Raw genomic sequence first — 20556 nt, forward strand, 5'->3', positions numbered from 1 at the left:
GTTTTCGCGTACCCGGAGCGGGGTCATCAGGTACGACAGGCGATTGTGATGCCCATCACACATAATGATGGTCATGTCGAGACAACCAACATTCTCTACATCTTGTCTTGTTTTCTGATGAATGAAATGTCTGTTCCTGATGTAAGTGTGATCGTAGGGGCGTATGAAGCCATGCCCTACCTGATCCGCTGCCTGGAATCGGTCGAGGCCCAGACGCTGGGCGCCGACCGCATCGAGATCGTCGCCATCGACGACGGCTCGACCGACGGCACGGGGGAATATCTGGAGGAGTTCGCAGCACGTACCGCCATCCCGATGAGGGTGGTGCGGCAGGAAAATTCGGGCGGCCCCAGCGGGCCGCGCAACGTGGGCATCGGTATGGCCCGCGGACGGTACGTGTTCTTCCTCGACGCGGACGACTACTTCGCCGAGGAAGCGCTGGAGCGCATGGTCACCGTGGCCGACCGCGCCGGTACGGACGTGGTGCTGGGCAAGGTCGAGGGCGTGAACAGGGGCGCTCCCGGGTCGATGTGGCGTCGTAACGCCGACCGCGTCGACATCTACGACTCGCAGGTGATCTTCACGCTGAGCGCGCAGAAGCTCTTCCGGCGGGAGCTCGTCGAACGGCTGAACCTGCGGTTCGACGAGAAGCTCAAGACCGGCGAGGACGCGCTCTTCACCATGGAGGCGTACATACGGGGGCGCGGGGTCTCCGTGGTCGCCGACTACACCTGCTACTACCTGGTCGGCCGTGACGACGGCAAACACGTCACCAAGAGCGGCAGTTACACGCTCCGGTTCGAGGCGGCGGGCGCCCTCATGGCGCTCATCCACGAACTCGTACCGGCCGGTCCCAAGCGCGACCGGCTGATGGTCAGACCCTTCACGGTCGGGCTGATCCAGCAGTTCGGACACGGGGTGCTGACCCAGTCCGAGGAGATCCGGCGGACCAAGGTGGCGCTGGCCGCACCGCTGATGAAGCGGTACTGGACCCCTGGTGTGGCCGCCCGGATCAAGGTCAACGAGCGGCTGCGGCTGGAGTGCGTGGCCCTCGGCAGGATGGACCTGCTCGCGGAGATGCTGGCCTTCGTCAAGGCCGGAACCGCGCCCGAAGTGGTCCACCGGGGCCGGGACCGCACGCCGTATCTCGCCTTCCCGCACTTCGGCGACCGGCGCTCGGGCCTCAAGGACGCGTCGTTCGAGGTGACGGTGCCCGACTGGGTCGGCAAGCCGGGGGTGCGGCGTATCGAGGCGCCGAAGGCCGTACGCCGGCGCAAGTCGCTGGCGCGCAGGGTGGTGCGCAGGGTGCGCAGCAAGGCCCGTACGTTCGCGCTGCTCAGGAACCGGGCCGCGTAGGGGCGTACGGGAGCGGGGGCGGGGCTCGTATCGGAAACGGAGAAGATCACGGTCGTGTGGAACCGGCGCTCGCCCGCGTGCGTGCACTCCTGATAACGCCCCTGTACGCCCCCGGTTCATCCACACAAGGCGACCAGCAGCGGTTCTTACCGGAGAACATAGGTAAAATCGGACTGTCGGGCGACGAGCCGGGCAGCATTTGGAACATCGTTTGGGATGGGGATCGTGAAGGCACTCGTACTGTCCGGGGGGGCGGGTACCCGCTTGCGCCCGATCACACACACCTCCGCGAAACAGCTTGTCCCGGTGGCGAACAAGCCCGTGCTCTTCTACGGGCTCGAAGCCATCGCCGAGGCGGGCATCACCGAGGTGGGTGTCATCGTCGGGGACACCGCGGCGGAGATCCGCGAGGCGGTCGGCGACGGGTCGCAGTTCGGGCTGGAGGTCACCTACCTCCAGCAGGACAGCCCGCTCGGTCTGGCGCACGCCGTTCTGATCGCCCGTGAGTTCCTCGGCGACGACGACTTCGTGATGTACCTCGGGGACAACTTCATCGTCGGCGGCATCACCGGTCTGGTGGACGGCTTCCGCGAGGAGCGGCCCGACGCGCAGATCCTGCTGACGAAGGTCCCCAACCCGACCTCCTTCGGTGTCGCCGAACTCGACGCCGACGGCAGGGTGGTGGCGCTGGAGGAGAAGCCGAAGCAGCCCAAGAGCGATCTCGCGCTCGTCGGTGTCTACCTCTTCACCCCGGCCGTCCACGAGGCCGTGCGCTCCATCGAGCCGTCCTGGCGCGGCGAGCTGGAGATCACCCACGCCATCCAGTGGCTGATCGACCAGAAGCGCGACGTCCGCTCCACGACGATCTCCGGGTACTGGAAGGACACCGGCAATGTCACCGACATGCTGGAGGTCAACCGCTCGGTCCTGGAGACCGTGGAGCCCTGCCGTGACGGAAGCGTCGACGAGGAGACCCAGATCATAGGGCGGGTCAGGATCGAGGCGGGCGCGCGGGTCACCGGCAGCCGTATCGTCGGACCCGCGATCATCGGCGCGGACACGGTGGTCAGCGACGCCTACATCGGCCCCTTCACCTCGGTCTCCGAGGGGTGCGCGATCGAGGACAGCGAGATCGAGTACTCCATTGTCCTGCGGGGTTCCTCGATCACCGGTGTACGCCGGATCCACGCGTCGCTGATCGGCCGTGACGTCGAGATCACGCCCGCTCCCCGTACCCCGTCCGCCCACCGACTCGTCCTCGGCGACCACAGCAAGGTACAGATCTCCTCATGACGCACAAGATCCTGGTGACCGGCGGTGCCGGCTTCATCGGCTCGCACTATGTCCGTACGGTGCTCGGCCCGCAGGGGCCCGGAGACATCTCGGTCACGGTGCTCGACAAGCTCACCTACGCGGGAAATCCGGCCAACCTCGACGAGGTGCGCGACCACCCCGGATTCGCCTTCGTCGAGGGCGACATCTGCGACCCCGTCCTGGTCGCCGAGCTGATGGCCGCGCACGACCAGGTGGTGCACTTCGCCGCCGAGTCGCATGTCGACCGCTCCATCGACGGCGGCGCCGAGTTCGTCCGTACGAACGTGGTCGGCACCCACACTCTGATCGACGCCGCCCACCGCGCGGGCGTGAAGACCTTCGTGCACATCTCCACCGACGAGGTCTACGGCTCGATCGACGAGGGCTCCTGGCCCGAGACGCACCCGCTGGAGCCCAACTCGCCCTACTCGTCGGCGAAGGCGTCCAGCGATCTGATCGCCCTGTCGTACCACCGGACCCACGGGCTGGACGTGCGGGTGACCCGCTGCTCCAACAACTACGGGCACCACCACTTCCCCGAGAAGGTCATCCCGCTCTTCATCACCAACCTGCTGGACGGCGCGAAGGTCCCGTTGTACGGCGACGGCGGCAACATCCGCGACTGGCTGCACATCGACGACCATGTCCAGGGCATCGAGCTGGTCCGCACGAAGGGCCGGGCCGGCGAGGTCTACAACATCGGCGGCGGCACGGAGCTGTCCAACAAGGAGCTGACCGGGCTGCTGCTGGAGGCGTGCGGGGCCGACTGGGACACCAGCGTCGAGTACGTCACCGACCGCAAGGGCCACGACCGGCGTTACTCGGTGGACTGCTCCAAGATCCGCGACGAGCTGGGGTACGAGCCGCGCAAGGACTTCTCCACCGGCCTCGCCGAGACGGTGGAGTGGTACCGCGAGAACCGCGCCTGGTGGGAGCCGCTGAAGGCGCGGGCCGCGCTGTGAGCCGTACCACGGGCGGCTGGCTCGTCACCGGCTCCGGCGGCATGCTCGGCCAGGATCTGCTGGCCCGGCTCGCCGCCGCCGGACAGGGCGCGGCCGGTCTGGACCGGGCCGCGCTCGACATCACCGACCCCGGCGCGGTGCGCGCGGTCCTCGCGGCCCACGCGCCCGCCGTGGTGGTCAACTGCGCCGCCTGGACAGCCGTGGACGACGCCGAGGCCGAGGAGGACCAGGCGCTCGCGGTCAACGGCACGGGCCCCCGGGTCCTCGCCGAGGCGTGCGCGGCGGCGGGCGCCGTCCTGATCCAGGTCTCCACGGACTACGTCTTCCCCGGCGACGCGCGGACGCCGTACGCCGAGGACGCCCCCACGGGCCCGCACAGCGCCTACGGGCGCACCAAGCTGGTGGGGGAGCGCGCGGTGCTCGACACGCTCCCCGAGGCCGGTTACGTGGTCCGTACGGCCTGGCTGTACGGAGCGGGCGGTCCCAACTTCGTCCGTACGATGATCAAGCTGGAGTCGGTCAAGGACACCCTGGACGTGGTGGACGACCAGCAGGGCCAGCCCACCTGGACCGGCGATCTCGCGGACCGGCTGGTCCGGCTCGGTCTCGGCGCGCTGGCCGGGACGGCGCCGCCCGGGATCTACCACGGCACCAGCGGCGGCGGGACGACCTGGTGCGGCTTCACCCGGGAGATCTTCCGGCTGCTCGGCGCGGACCCGGAGCGGGTCCGTCCGACGACCAGCGAGGCATTCGTACGACCGGCTCCCCGGCCCTCGTACAGCGTGCTGGGGCACGACGGATGGAAGCGCGCCGGGATCGATCCGATCCGGGACTGGCGGGAGGCGCTCGCGGAGTCGTTCCCCGTATTGCTGAAAGTCGAGCGTCAAAAGAGTGTTACTGGCCAGTAGATGTTTACGCGGCTTCGTACGGCTACTAAGTTCACTGAGATTCAATCCTTCGTTTTTGTTTGATTCTCAGTGAAGGGCCCTCACGTGGATCGCCACGGTTTCCTGCGCCACCTGCACCGCGTCTACAAACCCCGTACCTACTTGGAAATCGGGGTCAATGACGGGCGCAGTCTGGCGCTGTCGCGTGTCCCCTCGGTCGCCGTCGACCCGGCTTTCCGAGTGGTCACGGACATCAGCTGCGATGTTCACCTCGTCAGAGCCACCAGCGACGACTTCTTCGCCCGTAAGGATCCACTGATCCATCTGCGTAACGGACGCAACCCGTTCCGTGCGCTGGCCCGGCGCGATCCGGTCAATCTTCTGGGCGGGGACCCGAAGCTGGAGCTGTCGTTCATCGACGGTATGCATCTGTTCGAGTACGCGCTGCGCGATTTCATGAACGTCGAGAAGCACTCCCGCTGGTCCAGCGTGATCATCCTCGACGACATGCTGCCGCGCGATGTCGACGAGGCGGCCCGGGACCGGCACACCAAGTTCTGGGCCGGTGACGTCTACAAGGTGGCCCAGGTGCTGCGGCGGTACCGCCCGGACCTGCTGGTCGTCGACGTCGACACCGCGCCGACGGGGGTGGTCGCCATCTTCGGCGCCAACCCCGAGAGCACCGTCCTGAAGAACGCGTACGACAAGATCATCGAGGAGTACGTCGTCCCCGACCCGCAGGACGTGCCCGAGGAGGTGCTGGTCCGCAAGAACGCGGTCCAGCCCGAGGCGCTCCTGCGGGCCGGCTTCTGGCCGGCGCTGAACAGGGCCCGCAATCTGCGCCGCCCGCGCTCCGCCTTCGTACCGCTGCGCCGGCAGATCGAAGCAGTCACCGGCTGACGCACGACGGCACAACGGGAGGGGCCCGAGCGATTCGATCGCTCGGGCCCCTCCCGCGTGGGTACGGATCAGCCGCGGGCGGCCAGCTCCGCGTAGTACGCCCGGCAGTCCTCGTACGAGGGCAGCAGACCCTGCTCCGCCGCCTCGGCGAGCGTCGGGGCCGCCGCGTCCTTGTCGGACAGCAGCGGCGGGATGTCCGCGGGCCACTCGATGCCGAGCGCCGGGTCCAGCGGGTTGATGCCGTGCTCGCGCCGGGGGGCGTACCCCTCGGAGCAGAGGTAGATCACCGTCGCGTCATCGGTCAGCGCCATGAAGCTGTGGCCGAGACCCTCGGCGAGATAGAGCGAACGGTGCTCGACGTCATCGAGGCGCACGGCCTCCCACCGCCCGTACGTCGGGGATCCGACCCGGATGTCCACCACGACGTCGAGCACCGCGCCGCGCACGCACTTGACGTACTTCGCCTGGCTCGGCGGCACATCGGCGTAGTGGATGCCCCGCAGGGAACCACGGCTGGAGACCGAGCAGTTGGCCTGCGCGAGGTTCAGCGGGTGGCCCGCCGTCCTGGTGAAGACCTCGGCGCCGAACCACTCGTGGAAGCTGCCACGGCTGTCCGGGAAGATCTTCGGCTCATGCACCCAGGCTCCTTCTATGGAGAGCGGTCGCACGTCATCACATCCTTGTTTCTCTTGAGCTGTTGTGTACCGGGGCGGATCGGGGCCGGTCGGGAAACCGGTGGCCGGTCAGAACCGGGCCGCGAGCCGGCGCACCTTCTTGCGCGCGGACGCAGGCAGCCTGCGCACGATCGGGCCGCCCACCGAGCGGAGCATCCGGCGCGCCGTGGCCCTGCGCCGCTGCACCTTCACCATGCGTACGAGCAGCGGGTCGGCCGGGGCCAGATCGCTCTGGTCCAGCCTGAGCTGACCGCCGCCGCCCACCGGCACCTCGCCGAGGGCCAGCTCGGGGCCGCTCGGGCCGTCCAGCCGCACGGAGAGGCGCGCGGGCCCGGCGGGCAGGCCGGGGACCCGGACCGGCACGGTGATGTGCGCGCGGCCGTTGTCGGGGCGCAGCGTGGCCGGGGCCGTCTTCGTGGTGCCGTCCGAGCCGGTGAGGATCAGCTCGACGGCGCGGGAGCCGGACGCGGTACCGGTGAACACGTCGAAGCGCAGCTCGGGCCGGGCGCCGGGCATCCGCTGGGTGGGGCGGTCCGCCAGATAGGTCGCCAGCTTCTTGGCGCGGCCCGCGACATCGAGGGTGAGGTTGCCGTGCGGGTCGGTGAAGTACGGGATGACCGGCCGGGCGGGCGAACCGAGCAGCGCCGGGCGGCAGTTGGCGTCCACCCCCGGCGCCCGGTCGGCGCCGAGCCGGGCCTTGCGTACGAGACCGAGACCGCGCAGCGGCACCCAGACGTCCCAGAGGCCCTTGGAGACCCGGCCGCGGCCCTTGACCGCCTCGCTGGTGACATGGCCGGTGCCGTGCAGGACGATCTCGTACGTACCGTCCTTCTTGCCGCTCTCGCCGGGGGCGCCGGCGGTGTCGTCGTCGACCTTGGTGGGCTTGACGGTGAACTCGGCCGGGCACGGCCACTCCACGGCCGTCTCGCGGTTGCGCAGCGAGATCTCGCCCTTGAAGCCGTCCATGTCGTCGGTGACGTCGAGGAATTCGCCCTCGGGCAGCAGGCCCGCGACGAGGTCGGGGTGGAGGAAGTAGCGGTCGCCCTTGCGGACCAGGAGCAGCGGCTTCCTGTCGTCGCCGTGGGCCAGCCGGGCGGTCACGGCGAGCGCGGCCCTGCCGTCCGCGTCCCAGGCGAACTCCTCCAGCCGGGCCGTGCCCACCACCGACTTGCCGAAGCGGGCGATCTTCAGCAGTCCCTCGCGGTCGTCGGCGCGCAGCAGGGTCGAGCGGAGCCGGGTCAGCCCGCCCAGTCCGTCGTGCACCCCGTCGTGCATGAAGTCGAGGGCGATCGGGCGGATGGCGTCGACCATCTCGTCGAGGAACTCGGGGGTGAGGCCGAGGACGCCCGGCTCGCTCAGCCGGCCGAGCATCTCGACCCGGTAGAAGCGGCGCAGCAGCAGGTCCCGGAATTCACCCGGTTCAGTGTTCTCCACAACGACGTCGAGGACCTCGCGGAGGTTGCCGTAGTACCCGGACGGCACGATCCGGGCGGAGCCCGCGTTCTGGCCGTCGTCCCGCTTCGAGTAGTAATAGCAGGTGTAATTGCCCAGGATCGACACGATTTTGGCGGGGAAATACGCCTGCATCATGTACAGCTGGTCCTCAAGGCGACGTTTGCCCTCGGGGTACGCGATGCCGTTCTCGCGCAGAAATTCCGTACGGAACATCTTGTGCGGGGTGAGGCTGTCGTACAGCGGGGCGTTGGTCAGGTCGCACTTCTCGCGGGAGACGCGGAAAACGCCGTGCGGGACACCGCGGAAGTTCGAGGCGACCTTGCCGATGACGATGTCGGAGCCGTTGCGGTGGCCCATCTCGTACAGCCGTCGCAGGGCGTCGGAGGCCAGGTGGTCGTCCTGGTCGACGAACTGGACGTACTCGCCCTTCGCCTCGTCGACCCCGATGTTGCGGGGCTTTCCGGGCCAGCCCGAGTTCGGGATGTGAATGACCCGGAAATGTGTGTGCTCGGCCGCCAGTTTATCCAGGCGTTCCGGGGTGTCGTCAGTGGAGCCGTCATCGACGAAAAGGACTTCGAATTCGTCGGCCGGTAGCGTCTGGGCCAGCAGTGAATTGACGCAGGGGTCGATGTACTTGCCCGGGTTGTATACCGGAATGACGACGCTCACTTTTACTGGCATTAACTGATGGCCCATCTCTGTGTGGTAGCGGGGGCTTCGAGCGGAGGGAGCCGACGTTTATCGGCGAAGTGCGCGGACGCCATGACAACCAGCGTATCGCTGCCCGGGGAACGATCTTTCCCGACCGTTGTTACACCCGACAGCGGCTGTTGGCATGCTTGTGAGACGGCGGCGGCAAGGGTTTGGTTGTGTTGTTGACGCGGTTTTGACCCGGGCGGTCCGGCGTGCGGGTTCGGCTTCCAGCCGATGTACCACTCGCCGGGACGGGGATCCCAGCCCGTGGAATATCCCGACCTCGGGGGGCCCGGCCCGCGTACGCTGACCCGCCGTACGGCAAGAGCGCGAGAACAGAGGCGGGGCACGTGGCAGCGGCACGGCAGGACACGGTGGCACAGGCCCGCAGAATCGTCGTCAAGGTCGGTTCCTCGTCGCTCACCACCGCCGCGGGCGGGCTCGACGCCGACCGGGTCGACGCCCTGGTCGACGCGCTCGCCACCGTCCGGGGCCGGCAGACGGCCACCGGCGAGAAGGAGATCGTGCTGGTCTCCAGCGGCGCCATCGCCGCCGGGCTCGCCCCGCTGGGGCTGGCCCGCCGCCCCCGGGACCTGGCCCGCCAGCAGGCCGCCGCCAGCGTCGGACAGGGGCTGCTGGTCGCCCGCTACACCGCCTCCTTCGCCCGGTACGGGGTCCGGGTCGGCCAGGTGCTGCTGACCACGGACGACACCAGCCGCCGGGCCTCGTACCGCAACGCCTACCGCACCCTCGACCAGCTGCTGGGCATGGGCGCCGTCCCCGTCGTCAACGAGAACGACACCGTCGCCACGGACGAGATCCGCTTCGGCGACAACGACCGGCTGGCCGCCCTCGTCGCCCATCTCGTCCGCGCCGACCTGCTCGTCCTGCTCTCCGACATCGACGGGCTGTACGACGGCGACCCCAGCAGGCCCGGCACCTCCCGGATCGCCGAGGTGCGCGGCCCCGCCGATCTGGCCGGGGTCTCCATCGGCAGTACGGGCAAGGCCGGACTCGGCACCGGCGGCATGGTCACCAAGGTCGAGGCCGCCGGGATCGCCGCCGAGGCCGGGATCCCCGTCGTGCTCACCTCCGCCAGCCACGCCGTCGACGGGCTCGCGGGCCGGGACACCGGTACGTACTTCCACGCCACCGGACGCCGCTCCGCCGGGCGGCTGCTGTGGCTCGCGCACGCCTCCACCCCGCAGGGCTTCCTCACCCTGGACGACGGGGCGGTGCGAGCCGTGGTCCAGCGCCGTACCTCGCTGCTGCCCGCCGGGATCGCCGCCGTCGAGGGCGAGTTCAGCGCGGGCGACCCGGTCGAGCTGAGGGACACGGAGGGACGCGCCGTCGCCCGTGGCCTCGTCAACTTCGACGCCCGGGAGATCCCCCAGCTGCTCGGCCGCTCGACCAGGGAGCTGGCGCGCGAGCTGGGGCCCGCGTACGAGCGCGAGGTCGTGCACCGCGACGATCTGGTCGTACTGAAACCCTGACCGGACCCGCCCCGACGGGACCCGGTCGGACCGGCCGGAGGCGATCCGACGCGATCCGGCCCGGCCGCTCCCGGGAACGGCCGAAACCCCGGCCCCCGCACGGGCAACCTTTACCAAAACCGCCCCATCTTCTGCCCGGGGCTGGTCAACTTTGTCCCAGAGGCGCAGGCGCGGTACACGCAGGCCCGCCGCCTCGCCGAAGTCAACGCAGCAACGCATCAATACAGGAGGCCGCTGGTGAGACGAGCGCGCCCGGGGGCGATGCCCCGAGGGGCCGGGGGAAGCGTTCACGCCCGGCGGGTCACGGGGGAGGAAAGAGCCCTGACCAGCGTCGACGCGGGTGAGGACTTCGACACGGAGCAACAGCGGGAGGCGGGAGCGGCGACGGAGACACGCGGGGCGGAGCGTCCGCTCTCCAAGCTCTGGCACATCACGCTCAGCGTCTCGGGCGCCCAGGCCCCGCTGACCGAGGTCCGGCGCGGTCTCGAACAGCTCGCCCATGACCATCCCTTCCTGCTGACCAGCAGATACGCCCATGACCACGCGGAGATCCGCTACTGGGAAGAGGCCCGGGACCTGCACGACGCCGCCGCGGTGGCGCTGCGTCTGTGGGGCGAGCACCGCTCCAGCGCGAAGCTCCCGCCGTGGAAGATCGTCGGCCTGGAGGTCATCGACCGCGAGACGTACCACCAGCGCATCGCCGAGGGGTACGGCCCGCCTCCGGCGGCCGGGTTGGGCGTCCACCCCTTCTGACCGGCCGTCCATCCCCGGCACCCGGGCCGTCTCGGAGTGCGGAATACGTGCGGAATGCCCGCAGGGCGCGCATTACCCTGCGGGCATGACCTCGCTCTCTCCGTACGACAACCTCACCCCGGTCGCCAGGGCCGCCTACCGGTCCCGCGCCGCGGCCGCCGATATCGCGCCACTGCCGCGCGCGGCCAAGGACGACGCGCTGCTGGCCATCGCCGACGCGCTGGAGGTCCGTACCCACGAGATCGTCACCGCCAACGCGGAGGACGTCGCGCGTGCCCGGGAGGCCGGGACCGGCGAGTCGGTCATCGACCGGCTGACCCTGACCCCGGAGCGGGTCCGGGCCATCGCCGCCGACGTACGGGACGTGGCGGCGCTCCCCGACCCGGTCGGCGAGGTCGTCCGCGGCTCGACCCTGCCCAACGGGATCGACCTGCGCCAGGTGCGGGTGCCGCTCGGCGTGGTCGGGATCATCTACGAGGCCCGCCCCAACGTCACCGTGGACGCCGCCGCGCTCTGCCTGAAGTCGGGCAACGCCGTCCTGCTGCGCGGCTCCTCCTCCGCCCTCTCCTCCAACACCGCGCTCGTCCGGGTGCTGCGCGACGCGGTCGGCGGCGCCGGGCTCCCCGCCGACGCCGTACAACTCGTCCCCGGAGAAGGCCGGGAGGGCGTACAGGAGCTGATGCGGGCGCGCGGTCTGGTCGACGTGCTGATCCCGCGCGGCGGGGCCTCCCTGATCCGTACCGTCGTCGAGGGATCCACGGTGCCCGTCATCGAGACCGGCACCGGCAACTGCCATGTGTACGTCGACGCCGACACGGACCTCGACATGGCCGTCTCCATCCTCATCAACTCCAAGGCGCAGCGCCCCAGCGTCTGCAACGCCGCCGAGACCCTGCTCGTCCACCAGGACATCGCCGCCGAGTTCCTGCCGCGCGCGCTCGACGCCCTCGCCGAGGCGGGGGTCACGGTCCACGCCGACGAGCGGGTGCTCGCGTACGCCGCCGGGACGAAGGCCACGGTCGTCGCGGCGACGGAGGAGGACTGGGAGACCGAGTACCTGTCGTACGACATCGCCGCCGCCGTCGTGGACTCGCTGGACGCGGCCGTCGCCCACATCCGGCTCTGGTCCTCCGGGCACACGGAGGCGATCGTCACCACGTCGCAGGCCGCCGCCCGCAGGTTCACCCAGTTGGTCGATTCGACGACGGTCACCGTGAACGCGTCCACGCGGTTCACCGACGGGGGGCAGTTCGGCTTCGGCGCCGAGATCGGGATCTCCACGCAGAAGTTGCACGCGCGCGGCCCGATGGGGCTGCCCGAGCTGACGTCGACGAAGTACATCGTCACCGGCGACGGCCACCTCCGGTAACACCGGGACGTACGGGCCCCCGGTGACGGATGGGCAGCGGATCGCCGCCGTGAACTCTCCGGGCACTCCCGTGTGACGAAGACCAAGCCCGGAGAGTTCGGACTCCGCCTGCCCAAAGCGCCGTGCGCGGTCTACTCTGAAGACGTGCCGGACGACGTGGGGGGCAGGCCGTTTCCGGACGGCCGGGAGCCTGACGACGACCGCGGAGGCGTGGAAAAGGACTTCGCCGACGTGGTGTTCGACGAGGATTTCGTCAGCTCCGCCACCATCCACGAACCCTCCGCGGTGGAGCGGCTGCTCGCCGCGGCCCAGGCGCGCGCCGAGGCCGAGGCGGCCCGCCCGCGCCCCCGCGGCGGCCCGCACGACGACGACTCCCACGACGGGCTGTACGGCAGGGACGGCGCGTACGGCCCCGAGCACGCCTACGGCGGCGATTACGACCCGGACGACCCCGACGGGGACGCCGGCCCGTACGGACGCCACGGCGGCACCCTGCGGCCCTACCGGGGCAGCGCACGCTGGCACCGGCCCGTCGCCTGGCTGCTCGCCCTGGTGATGGGCATCGGCATGGTCGTCCTCGCCTTCACCGCGGTCTACCGGGGCGCCGCCAACAGCCGCGACGACCGGATCCCGCAGCCCGCCACCACCGGCATGGGCAAACCGGGCCCGGCGGGCCCCTCGGTGGTACCCCCGGCCGGGGCGACCCACTCGGCGGCCTCCGCGCTGCCGCGCGCCACCCCGTGACCCCGGCCGGACCGTCCCGCACGAGCGGGTACGACGCCCGGTACAACCAGCGGCGTTACCCGAACGGCTGAACGCGGCCCGACCGGAACTTCCCGCTCGGCCCGGCGTTTACGTTCGTGCCTTTCGACCTACTCTCAAAATATGGCAGGGCACGGAGACCCACCCGAAGGGCGACCCGAGGGGCTCCCCGGCGACGAGGACGACGAGTACCGCTCCATCGTCTTCGACGAGTCGTTCGTCCGGGCAGCCCGCCTTCAGGAGTTCTCCGCGCGCGAACGCATGACCGACCACGCCCCCGCCGTACGGAAGATCCCGCCGGCCGTCCCGCCGACCCGCCCCCCGCCGGAGCGGCGGAGCTTCGGAAGCGGGCCGAAACAGCTCGTGCTGCTGCTCCTGGTGCTGGTCACGGCCTTCGGCACGGCGGTCTACCTGGGTCTGCGCAACCCCTACCGGCCACAGGCCACCCGGACCACCGAGCAGGTACGGACCGCGGTGGTCCCGCTCGTCCCCGAGGGCTCCGTCCCGGGCGGGGCCCCGGACGAGCTGCTGGCGCGCAGCCCCGCCGCCGCGTTCCGGGAGGGGGCGGCCGGCATCACGCTGCCCCCGGCCCGCGCGACCGGGGGCTTCGCGGAGGCCCAGGTGGTGGCCGCGCTGACCATCGTCAAGGACTATCTGGTGGCGTCCTCGCTCGACCCGGACGTCCTCGCGGGCCGCTCGGAGCGGGCGGTACGGATCCTGCTCGACCCGGACCAGCTCGGCCAGTTCGACCGCAGCCTCACCGATCCGGCCGCCGACGGACACCACGACCCGATCGGCTGGCTGGTGCGCTTCGACCCGGCACGGGTGGCGCCCGCCGCCGACGGGATACGGGTGCACGGCGCGATGGAGTACCGGGAGACGGCGCCCGGCACCCTGGAGGTGACCACCGACCATGTCTTCGTCTACCCGCTGCGCCCGGCCGGGGCCACCGCGCTGCCGGTACGGGACGCCTCGCTGTTCACCGTACGCAGGGAGCTGCGCCTGCGGTTCACCGTGGACGATCTGCCCCGGCGGCAGGTGGAGTTGCTGACCAGCGAGGTCCAGGCCGGGCCGCAGTCCTGCCCGGCCGGGGCGCACCGGACGCTGCTCCCGCTGCTGGCGGGCGAGCGGGCGAAGGCGCGCGATCCGGCCGCCACCGATCCGTACGCGACGGGGACGGAAGGGCCCGCGCTGTGCGGGGTCCTGTCCCCACGGGCGGAGCCGGGCCCGGCCGCCTGATCCTGTCGGGCTCCGAGAGGCGGCCGGGCCGGATGCCGCGCTCTCAGCCCTTGTCGCCGTTGGAACCGCTGCCGTTGGAACCGCTGCCGTTGGAACCGCTGCCGCTGGAGCCGCGGTTGTCGGCAGAGCCGCCGTTGTGGGAGGCGCCGCCGCCGGTGAACTTGTCGCGCAGCTTGCCGCCCAGATCGCCCGCGCCGCCCGCGATGTCGCCGACCAGCTTCATCAGCGGGTCCTTGCTGCCGCGTACCGTCTGCGCGTAGTGCGCGGCCGAGTCGCGGAAGGAGTCCGTGACGGAGGCGTCCTTGTCGCTCTCCCGGCGCGGGTAGTGGCCGTCCATGATCCGCTGGAAGTCGCGGCTCTCGGACCACTTCTTCAGCTCGGCGGCGCGCACCGTGGTGAAGGGGTGCGAACGCGGCAGCACATTGAGGATCTTCAGTACGGAGTCGCGCAGGTCGCCGCCCGCCTCGTACTCCTCGGCCTGCGCCAGGAACGCGTCCACGTTCATCTCGTGCAGATGGTTACCACCGGCGATCTTCATCAGACCGCGCATCGACGCCTGGATGTCCTGGCCGACCAGCAGCCCGGCCCGGTCCGCCGACAGCTCGGACTTGCGGAACCACTCGCGCAGCGCCGTCACGATCGCCATGATCGCGACATTGCCCAGCGGGATCCAGGCGACCTTCAGCGCGAGATCGGTGAGGAAGAGCAGGATCGTGCGGTAGACGGAGTGACCGGAGAGCGCGTGGCCCACCTCGTGGCCCACGACCGCCCGCATCTCCTCCTCGTCGAGCAGCTCCACCAGCCCGGTGGTGACCACGATGATCGGCTCGTCCAGGCCGATGCACATGGCGTTGGGCTTCGGGTCCTGCGCCACGTACATCGTGGGGACCTTCTCCAGGTCCAGGATGTAGCAGGCGTCCAGCAGCATGGCGTGCAGATGCGCGAACTGGGCGTCGCTCACCCGCACGGAGTCCGAGAGGAAGAGCAGCCGCAGACTGCGCTCGGGCAGCAGTCCGCTGAGGGCCTTGAACACCGTGTCGAAGCCGCTCAGCTTGCGCAGGGCCACCAGCGCCGAGCGGTCCGCCGGGTGTTCGTACGCCCGCGACGAGATGCCGGGGAAGCGCTTGCGCTGCCTGCTCGGCACGTTCGTGTGATCGGCCGCCTCGTGCCCGGCTGCCTCGTGACGGTCATCTGTCATGGATATCCCCTGTTCGTACGAGTCCAAGGCTCGTCCCCCCTGACGGGTTCCAGCCTAGGCGCTGGGACTACCGTGTGCCGGGGGACCTATGGCCGGATTCCGGGGGAAAGAACCCGGGTCCGACCGGAAAAGACCGAGGAGCGCAACCGACATGCCGCACACCACGACCCTGCTCGCCGCCGTATCGGATCAGCAGGGACCGGGCTATACGCTGCGGGTCGTGCTGGGCGTCTCGCTGGTCGGAGCCGCTCTGCTCGCCTGGGTCCTGCTGCGCGGATACCGCGACAACGATCACAACGACTGAGTCGGCGTGGGCGTGCCCGGCGCCCCCGCATACGATGTGGGCGAAGTCTCCCTCCGGTCTCCCGGTCCGGTCTCCGACCGGTCCGGCTCCGGTCCGGTCTTCCGACCTCTCCGACTCCCCGACGAAAAGGGCCCGCAGAAGATGAGCCTCACCGGCACCGCAGCCAACCTGGTCACGCTCGCCGAGGGCGGTGGCAATCACGAAAGCCTCAACCCCGCGCTCATCGGCGGCGGCGCGCTCTTCGCGCTCCTTCTGCTGCTGTGGATCACCACCCGCTTCAACCGCGACCGCTGAGGCGGAGCCGTCATCCGGTGCCAGTAGGCTCTGCGCCTATGGGAGAACAGCAAGCGTCTAGCGGTCCTGGTCCCGTTCCCGTTCCCCACTCCGGATCAGGCAGTGGCAAGCGCCGACTCGGCGTGATGGGCGGGACCTTCGACCCGATCCACCATGGACACCTCGTGGCGGCCAGTGAAGTGGCCGCCCTGTTCCATCTCGACGAGGTGGTCTTCGTACCGACCGGGGAACCTTGGCAGAAGAGCGACCGCGCGGTGTCCCCGGCAGAGGACCGTTACTTGATGACGGTCATCGCGACGGCGTCCAACCCGCAGTTCTCGGTCAGCCGTATCGACATCGACCGCGGTGGCGCCACGTACACGATTGACACGCTCCGGGACCTGCGGACGCTCAACGACGACGCGGACCTCTTCTTCATCACCGGCGCGGACGCGCTGTCCCAGATCCTGAGCTGGCGCGACCACGAGGAGCTGTTCTCGCTCGCCCACTTCATCGGCGTCACCCGGCCCGGCCACGATCTGACGGACGACGGGCTGCCCAAGGGCGGTGTCTCCCTGGTGGAGGTGCCCGCGCTGGCGATCTCGTCGACCGACTGCCGGGGGAGGGTCGGAAAGGGCGATCCGGTCTGGTATCTGGTGCCGGACGGTGTCGTGCGCTACATCGACAAGCGGCAGTTGTACCGCGGCGAATGAGCCACGGAGAGGGGCACCGGTGAACGACCAGCAGCAGCCGTACGACCCGTACGACCCGTATTACGCGCAGCCCCAGCTCGTCGGTTACGACGAGTACGGGCAGCCGGTGTATCAGCAGCCCCAGCAGCCCCAGCAACATCAACCGCAGCAGCAGTACGACCTGTACGGGCAGCCCCAACAGCCCCAGCAACAGCAGCGGTACTACGACCCTTACACGCAGCAGCAGGCGCAGCAGCAGCCCCCACAGGGGTACGGCTACGACGGTTACGGCGGCACGTACGGGCAGCAACAGCAGCCTGTCGCCGTCGAAACGCCTCTCCAGGAGCAGCCGCCCGCGCCCGTCCCGCCCGTGGAACCGGCGGCGCCCGCGAAGCCCGTCGTACCCGAGCGCTCCCCCGTGCCCGAACAGCCGGCCGTGCCCGGACAGCGGCGGCCCGAGGGGGAGGAGCGCGGCAACAAGGACTACAAGACGGAGCAGTTCTCCTTCATAGAGGAGCCGAGCGAGTCCTCCGAGGACGTCATCGACTGGCTCAAGTTCACCGAGAGCCGCTCGGAGCGCCGCGAGGAGGCCAAGCGGCGGGGCCGCAGCCGGGTGGTGATCCTCGCCGTCGTCCTCGCCCTGGTGGTCGTCGGAGGCGTCGGCTACCTCGCGTACGCGGGGCTGCTGCCCGGGATGTCCTCCGGGGACACCGAACGCGCCACCGCCTCGGGGCCGCAGAAGCGCGATGTGATCGTGGTGCATCTGCACAACACGAAGGCGAAGGGCACCTCCACGGCGCTGCTGGTCAACAACTCCACGACCGGCAGGGGCAGCACCGTACTCCTGCCCAACTCGCTCTCCGTCGCGGACGACGACGGCGTCTCGACCACGCTCGGCAAGTCCGTGGACGAGGACGGCTCGGACGGCACCCGTGATGCCATCGGCACCCTGCTCGGCACCGAGATCTCCGGTACCTGGCGGCTGGACACCCCCTATCTCGACAATCTCGTCGAGCTGGTGGGCGGCATCGAGGTGACCACCGACACCGAGGTGCCCGGCGCGAAGAAGGGCGACGACCCGCTGGTCGCGAAGGGCGAGAGGGAGACGCTCGACGGACGGGCGGCCGTGGCGTACGCCACCTATCGCGCACCGGACGAGCCCGAGGCCAAGCAGCTCCAGCGGTTCGGCCAGGTCCTCCAGGGGATCCTGAGGAAGATCTCCGACGACCCGGAGAGCGCGACGCTCACCGTCGAGACCCTGGGCCAGATCCTCGACCCCTCGCTGCCGGAGAAGGACCTCGGCGCCTCGCTGGCCAAGCTGGCCGAGCACGCCAAGGTGGGCGACTACCGGACGACGCTCCTGCCCGTCGAGGAGAACGGCACCCTCAGCGAGCGGACCGCAGAGACCGTGGTCAAGGACATCCTGGGCGGTTCGGTCAGCGCGCCCGAGGAGGGCGCGGCGGCCCGGGTCGGGGTGAAGAACGCGAGCGGGAGCCAGGACGCGGCGGAGTCCGCCAGGATCAAGCTGGTCAACGGCGGCTACAGCTTCGTGGACGCGGGGACGGCCGAGGCGGTGCCCTCCTCCCGTGTCGTCTACGGCGACGCGGCGAACAAGGGCCGGGCGGAAGAGGTGGCCAAGACGCTCGGGCTGCCGGACGGATCGGTGCAGCGGGGCAAGGCGGCGACGAACGCCGATGTCTCCGTCGTACTCGGCGAGGACTACAAGATCGACTAGCCGGGCGTACGCGGTCGGCGGGGCGGGGGCGGAAGCGGGGAGCAGGGCAGGGGCGGGGCTTTCGGCGGGTGCCGGTGGGTGTCCCGCCGAGGCGTTCGCCGGAGCGTCCGGTGGGTGTCCGTCCCCGCACTGCCCCGGCCCTCGCCGCTGCCGCCGTCCGGTGCTCGCCTCCGTCCCGTACGGCACAGCTGTCCCGGCTGTCGGTGGTCCGTGAGACCCTGGGGTTTTGCACGAGCGGTTTCACCGCCGTTCGCCACGACCACCGACGAAAGCCTGCCAGTGACCGCTACTGATCGTTCCATCGCGCTTGTCAACGCCGCCGCCCAGGCCGCCGCGGACCGGCTCGCGCACGACATCATCGCGTACGACGTCAGCGACGTGCTGTCGATCACGGACGCCTTCCTGCTCGCCTCCGCGCCCAACGACCGCCAGGTCAAGTCGATCGTCGACGAGATCGAGGAGCGTCTCCAGAAGGAGCTGGGCGCCAAGCCCGTACGGCGCGAGGGCGACCGTGACGCCCGCTGGATCCTGCTGGACTACGTCGACATCGTCATCCACGTCCAGCACAGCGAGGAGCGCGTCTTCTACGCCCTGGAGCGGCTCTGGAAGGACTGCCCCGAGCTGTCGCTGCCCGAGGACGCCGTCAAGACCCGCGGCAAGGCCAAGGAGCACGCCGACGTCACCGGGAACGCCGGCGACGCGGACGGTGAGCTGAGCTGAGCGGCGGCAAGGGCGGCAGGGGCCGCCGCGTCGTCCTGTGGCGCCACGGTCAGACGGCGTGGAACCTGGAGCGCCGCTTCCAGGGCTCCACGGACATCGAGCTGACCGCCGAGGGCGTCGGGCAGGCCCGCAGGGCCGCCCGGCTGCTGGCCTCCCTGAAGCCGGACGCGATCATCGCCTCCGACCTCCGGCGGGCCGCCGCCACGGCCGCGGAGCTGTCCGCGGTGACCGGGCTCCCCGTCGCGTACGACGCCGGGCTCCGCGAGACCTTCGCGGGCGCCTGGCAGGGCCTCACCCACGAGGAGATCATCGGGCGGTTCGGCGAGCAGTACGCGGCCTGGAAGCGCGGCGAGCCCGTGCGGCGCGGCGGCGGCGAGTTGGAGACCGAGGTCGCCGACCGGGCCGCTCCGGTGGTCCTGCGCCACGCGGAGGAGCTGCCCGACGAGGGCACCCTCGTCGTGGTCAGCCACGGCGGCGCGATCCGTACGGCCATCGGCCGGCTGCTGGGCCTGGACGCGTACCACTGGGAAGGGCTCGGCGGGCTCTCCAACTGCTGCTGGTCGGTCCTCGGCGAGGGCGCGCGCGGCTGGCGCCTCCTGGAACACAACGCCGGCACCCTCCCGGAGCCGGTCCTCGGTGACGACGACTGACCCGCCTCGGGCGGGGACCGGACCGGATTTCACTTTCCGGCAGGTCACAGGCTAAAGTTCTTCTTGTTCGCAGCGCACAGCGCGAGAACACAAGGGGCTATAGCTCAGTTGGTAGAGCGCCTGCATGGCATGCAGGAGGTCAGGAGTTCAATTCTCCTTAGCTCCACAATCAGCGCGATCGGTGTCATCGATACCGCGCATCGGATCCCGTTCCCACAGGGGGCGGGATTTTCCGTTTGTCCGGACCCGGTGGTGTGTGTACCCGCCGGGGTCGCCGGGTCCCGCCGGGGGGCATGGGCTACGCGATCTTGGGCGGCGGGCTGCCGGCGGCCGGTCCCCTCGGTGTGATCAGGGCTCTTCCGTCGGATGGCGTCCGGTATGAGCCCCTACAGGCAGGCCAGTTCAGGCTGACCGCCGCCCCTGGTCATGGCAGAATCGGACGACCGGAGGGGGGCGAAGGGCCGGACCGGGAGGGAGTGCGCGAGCTGATTGATGGGTGCCCACAGGCGTAAATGCGACTGGTGCGGCAGTGGTACGCCGATCGTCAGGGATATGGACCCGCTCAACACCGAGTACCAGTACTGGTGCGAGGAGTGCGCGCGGGCGCTGATCATAAAAGGCGACCCCATCGAGACCTACCGGGAGCTTGAGGGTGAGCCGATCTACGGGCGTCTCCTTGAGGAACACTGCACGCTCAAACGGTTCTACTCGTTCGCGACGGCGTGACCCGTGGCCGCCGAACGGAATCGATTTGGTGGTGGGCGGAGAGACCGTTAAAGTTGGCGATGTCGCCGGGGGAAACCCGGGCGGCATCCACGAGGGGCTATAGCTCAGTTGGTAGAGCGCCTGCATGGCATGCAGGAGGTCAGGAGTTCAATTCTCCTTAGCTCCACCGTAGATGAGAAGAAGCGGGTCATCCGAAACCGGATGGCCCGCTTCTTTCGTATGCCCCTGTACGGGCCGGTCCCTGTACGGGCCGGTCCCTGTGCGAGTCGTCCTGCGCGAGCCGGTCTTGTACGGGCTTCTCCTGTGGGGCGTCCTGCACGGGGCTCCTGCGCGGCTCCTGGCGGTTCCCGCGGGGCTTGTACGGCTTCGTGCGGCTCCTGTACGCGGAGAGGCGGGCCCCG

The 20556-nt window shown here is 70.0% G+C and carries 20 protein-coding genes and 2 tRNA genes; 19 read left to right on the forward strand and 3 right to left on the reverse strand.

Annotated features, from left to right (window positions below):
* Positions 1-117: 117 nt before the first annotated feature.
* The 5 genes from ACIP8W_RS03420 to ACIP8W_RS03440 all read left to right on the forward strand — a co-directional run bounded on the left by ACIP8W_RS03420 (position 118) and on the right by ACIP8W_RS03440 (position 5419).
* Positions 118-1356 (forward strand): glycosyltransferase family 2 protein, encoded by a 1239-nt coding sequence (locus ACIP8W_RS03420; RefSeq protein ID WP_401955707.1) that lies wholly within the window; start codon positions 118-120, stop codon positions 1354-1356.
* 225 nt (positions 1357-1581) lie between these two features.
* Positions 1582-2649: a glucose-1-phosphate thymidylyltransferase gene (locus tag ACIP8W_RS03425; protein ID WP_401955708.1), complete on the forward strand. Its 1068-nt coding sequence runs from the start codon at positions 1582-1584 to the stop codon at positions 2647-2649.
* The gene (rfbB, locus tag ACIP8W_RS03430; protein ID WP_402201782.1) at positions 2646-3632 is read left to right on the forward strand and encodes a dTDP-glucose 4,6-dehydratase; all 987 of its coding nucleotides are present in this window, start codon (positions 2646-2648) and stop codon (positions 3630-3632) included. Before ACIP8W_RS03425 ends, rfbB begins: the two co-directional genes overlap by 4 nt.
* Positions 3629-4540 (forward strand): dTDP-4-dehydrorhamnose reductase, encoded by a 912-nt coding sequence (rfbD, locus tag ACIP8W_RS03435; RefSeq protein WP_402201783.1) that lies wholly within the window; start codon positions 3629-3631, stop codon positions 4538-4540. Before rfbB ends, rfbD begins: the two co-directional genes overlap by 4 nt.
* 84 nt (positions 4541-4624) lie before the next feature.
* Positions 4625-5419, forward strand: a complete 795-nt coding sequence (locus tag ACIP8W_RS03440; RefSeq protein WP_401955711.1) for a class I SAM-dependent methyltransferase — start codon at positions 4625-4627, stop codon at positions 5417-5419.
* Between the two features lie 68 nt (positions 5420-5487).
* Here the strand turns inward: ACIP8W_RS03440 and rfbC are convergent, their stop codons facing one another.
* Positions 5488-6087, reverse strand: coding sequence for a dTDP-4-dehydrorhamnose 3,5-epimerase (gene rfbC, locus ACIP8W_RS03445; RefSeq protein WP_401955712.1), 600 nt, complete (start codon positions 6085-6087; stop codon positions 5488-5490).
* 75 nt (positions 6088-6162) lie between these two features.
* Entirely contained in the window at positions 6163-8217 is a 2055-nt protein-coding gene (locus ACIP8W_RS03450) for a glycosyltransferase family 2 protein (protein WP_402150572.1), read from the reverse strand.
* Between the two features lie 374 nt (positions 8218-8591).
* On the opposite strand from ACIP8W_RS03450, the gene proB reads away from it, so the two are divergent.
* The 5 genes from proB (at position 8592) to ACIP8W_RS03475 (ending at position 13857) form a co-directional block, all read left to right on the forward strand.
* Positions 8592-9734, forward strand: a complete 1143-nt coding sequence (gene proB / locus ACIP8W_RS03455; RefSeq protein WP_401955714.1) for a glutamate 5-kinase — start codon at positions 8592-8594, stop codon at positions 9732-9734.
* 237 nt (positions 9735-9971) lie between these two features.
* Positions 9972-10487 (forward strand): hypothetical protein, encoded by a 516-nt coding sequence (locus ACIP8W_RS03460; protein WP_401955715.1) that lies wholly within the window; start codon positions 9972-9974, stop codon positions 10485-10487.
* A gap of 85 nt (positions 10488-10572) precedes the next feature.
* Entirely contained in the window at positions 10573-11856 is a 1284-nt protein-coding gene (locus tag ACIP8W_RS03465; RefSeq protein ID WP_401955716.1) for a glutamate-5-semialdehyde dehydrogenase, read from the forward strand.
* Positions 11857-12000: 144 nt separating this feature from the next.
* Positions 12001-12600 carry a hypothetical protein gene (locus ACIP8W_RS03470; protein WP_401955717.1) on the forward strand — a complete coding sequence of 200 codons (600 nt, stop codon included), beginning with the start codon at positions 12001-12003 and terminating at the stop codon, positions 12598-12600.
* A gap of 141 nt (positions 12601-12741) precedes the next feature.
* Complete coding sequence (locus tag ACIP8W_RS03475) at positions 12742-13857, forward strand: hypothetical protein (protein ID WP_401955718.1); 1116 nt, start codon at positions 12742-12744, stop codon at positions 13855-13857.
* Positions 13858-13900: 43 nt separating this feature from the next.
* Here ACIP8W_RS03475 and ACIP8W_RS03480 read toward each other — a convergent pair whose 3' ends face one another.
* Positions 13901-15055, reverse strand: coding sequence for a M48 family metallopeptidase (locus tag ACIP8W_RS03480; RefSeq protein WP_402201788.1), 1155 nt, complete (start codon positions 15053-15055; stop codon positions 13901-13903).
* A 151-nt stretch (positions 15056-15206) separates the two neighbouring features.
* Here ACIP8W_RS03480 and ACIP8W_RS03485 point away from each other — a divergent pair, with 151 nt between their 5' ends.
* The 9 genes from ACIP8W_RS03485 (at position 15207) to ACIP8W_RS03525 (ending at position 20321) form a co-directional block, all read left to right on the forward strand.
* Complete coding sequence (locus tag ACIP8W_RS03485) at positions 15207-15359, forward strand: hypothetical protein (protein WP_401955720.1); 153 nt, start codon at positions 15207-15209, stop codon at positions 15357-15359.
* Between the two features lie 141 nt (positions 15360-15500).
* Entirely contained in the window at positions 15501-15653 is a 153-nt protein-coding gene (locus ACIP8W_RS03490; RefSeq protein WP_401955721.1) for a hypothetical protein, read from the forward strand.
* 38 nt (positions 15654-15691) lie between these two features.
* On the forward strand, positions 15692-16345 hold the full coding sequence (gene nadD / locus ACIP8W_RS03495) for a nicotinate-nucleotide adenylyltransferase (protein WP_401955722.1): 654 nt from the start codon (positions 15692-15694) through the stop codon (positions 16343-16345).
* A gap of 19 nt (positions 16346-16364) precedes the next feature.
* The gene (locus ACIP8W_RS03500) at positions 16365-18059 is read left to right on the forward strand and encodes an LCP family protein (protein WP_402201791.1); all 1695 of its coding nucleotides are present in this window, start codon (positions 16365-16367) and stop codon (positions 18057-18059) included.
* Positions 18060-18338: 279 nt separating this feature from the next.
* Complete coding sequence (gene rsfS, locus ACIP8W_RS03505; protein WP_401955724.1) at positions 18339-18779, forward strand: ribosome silencing factor; 441 nt, start codon at positions 18339-18341, stop codon at positions 18777-18779.
* A complete protein-coding gene (locus ACIP8W_RS03510) occupies positions 18776-19429 on the forward strand; it encodes a histidine phosphatase family protein (RefSeq protein ID WP_401955776.1) in 654 nt (217 codons plus the stop codon). Before rsfS ends, ACIP8W_RS03510 begins: the two co-directional genes overlap by 4 nt.
* Before the next feature lie 93 nt (positions 19430-19522).
* Positions 19523-19595 (forward strand) — tRNA-Ala (locus ACIP8W_RS03515).
* 326 nt (positions 19596-19921) lie between these two features.
* Complete coding sequence (locus ACIP8W_RS03520) at positions 19922-20155, forward strand: hypothetical protein (protein ID WP_384923676.1); 234 nt, start codon at positions 19922-19924, stop codon at positions 20153-20155.
* 93 nt (positions 20156-20248) lie between these two features.
* Positions 20249-20321, forward strand: a tRNA-Ala gene (locus ACIP8W_RS03525).
* Positions 20322-20556: the final 235 nt, after the last annotated feature.

The organism is Streptomyces sp. NPDC088554 (genome assembly GCF_044752945.1).
Classification (GTDB): Bacteria; Actinomycetota; Actinomycetes; order Streptomycetales; family Streptomycetaceae; genus Streptomyces.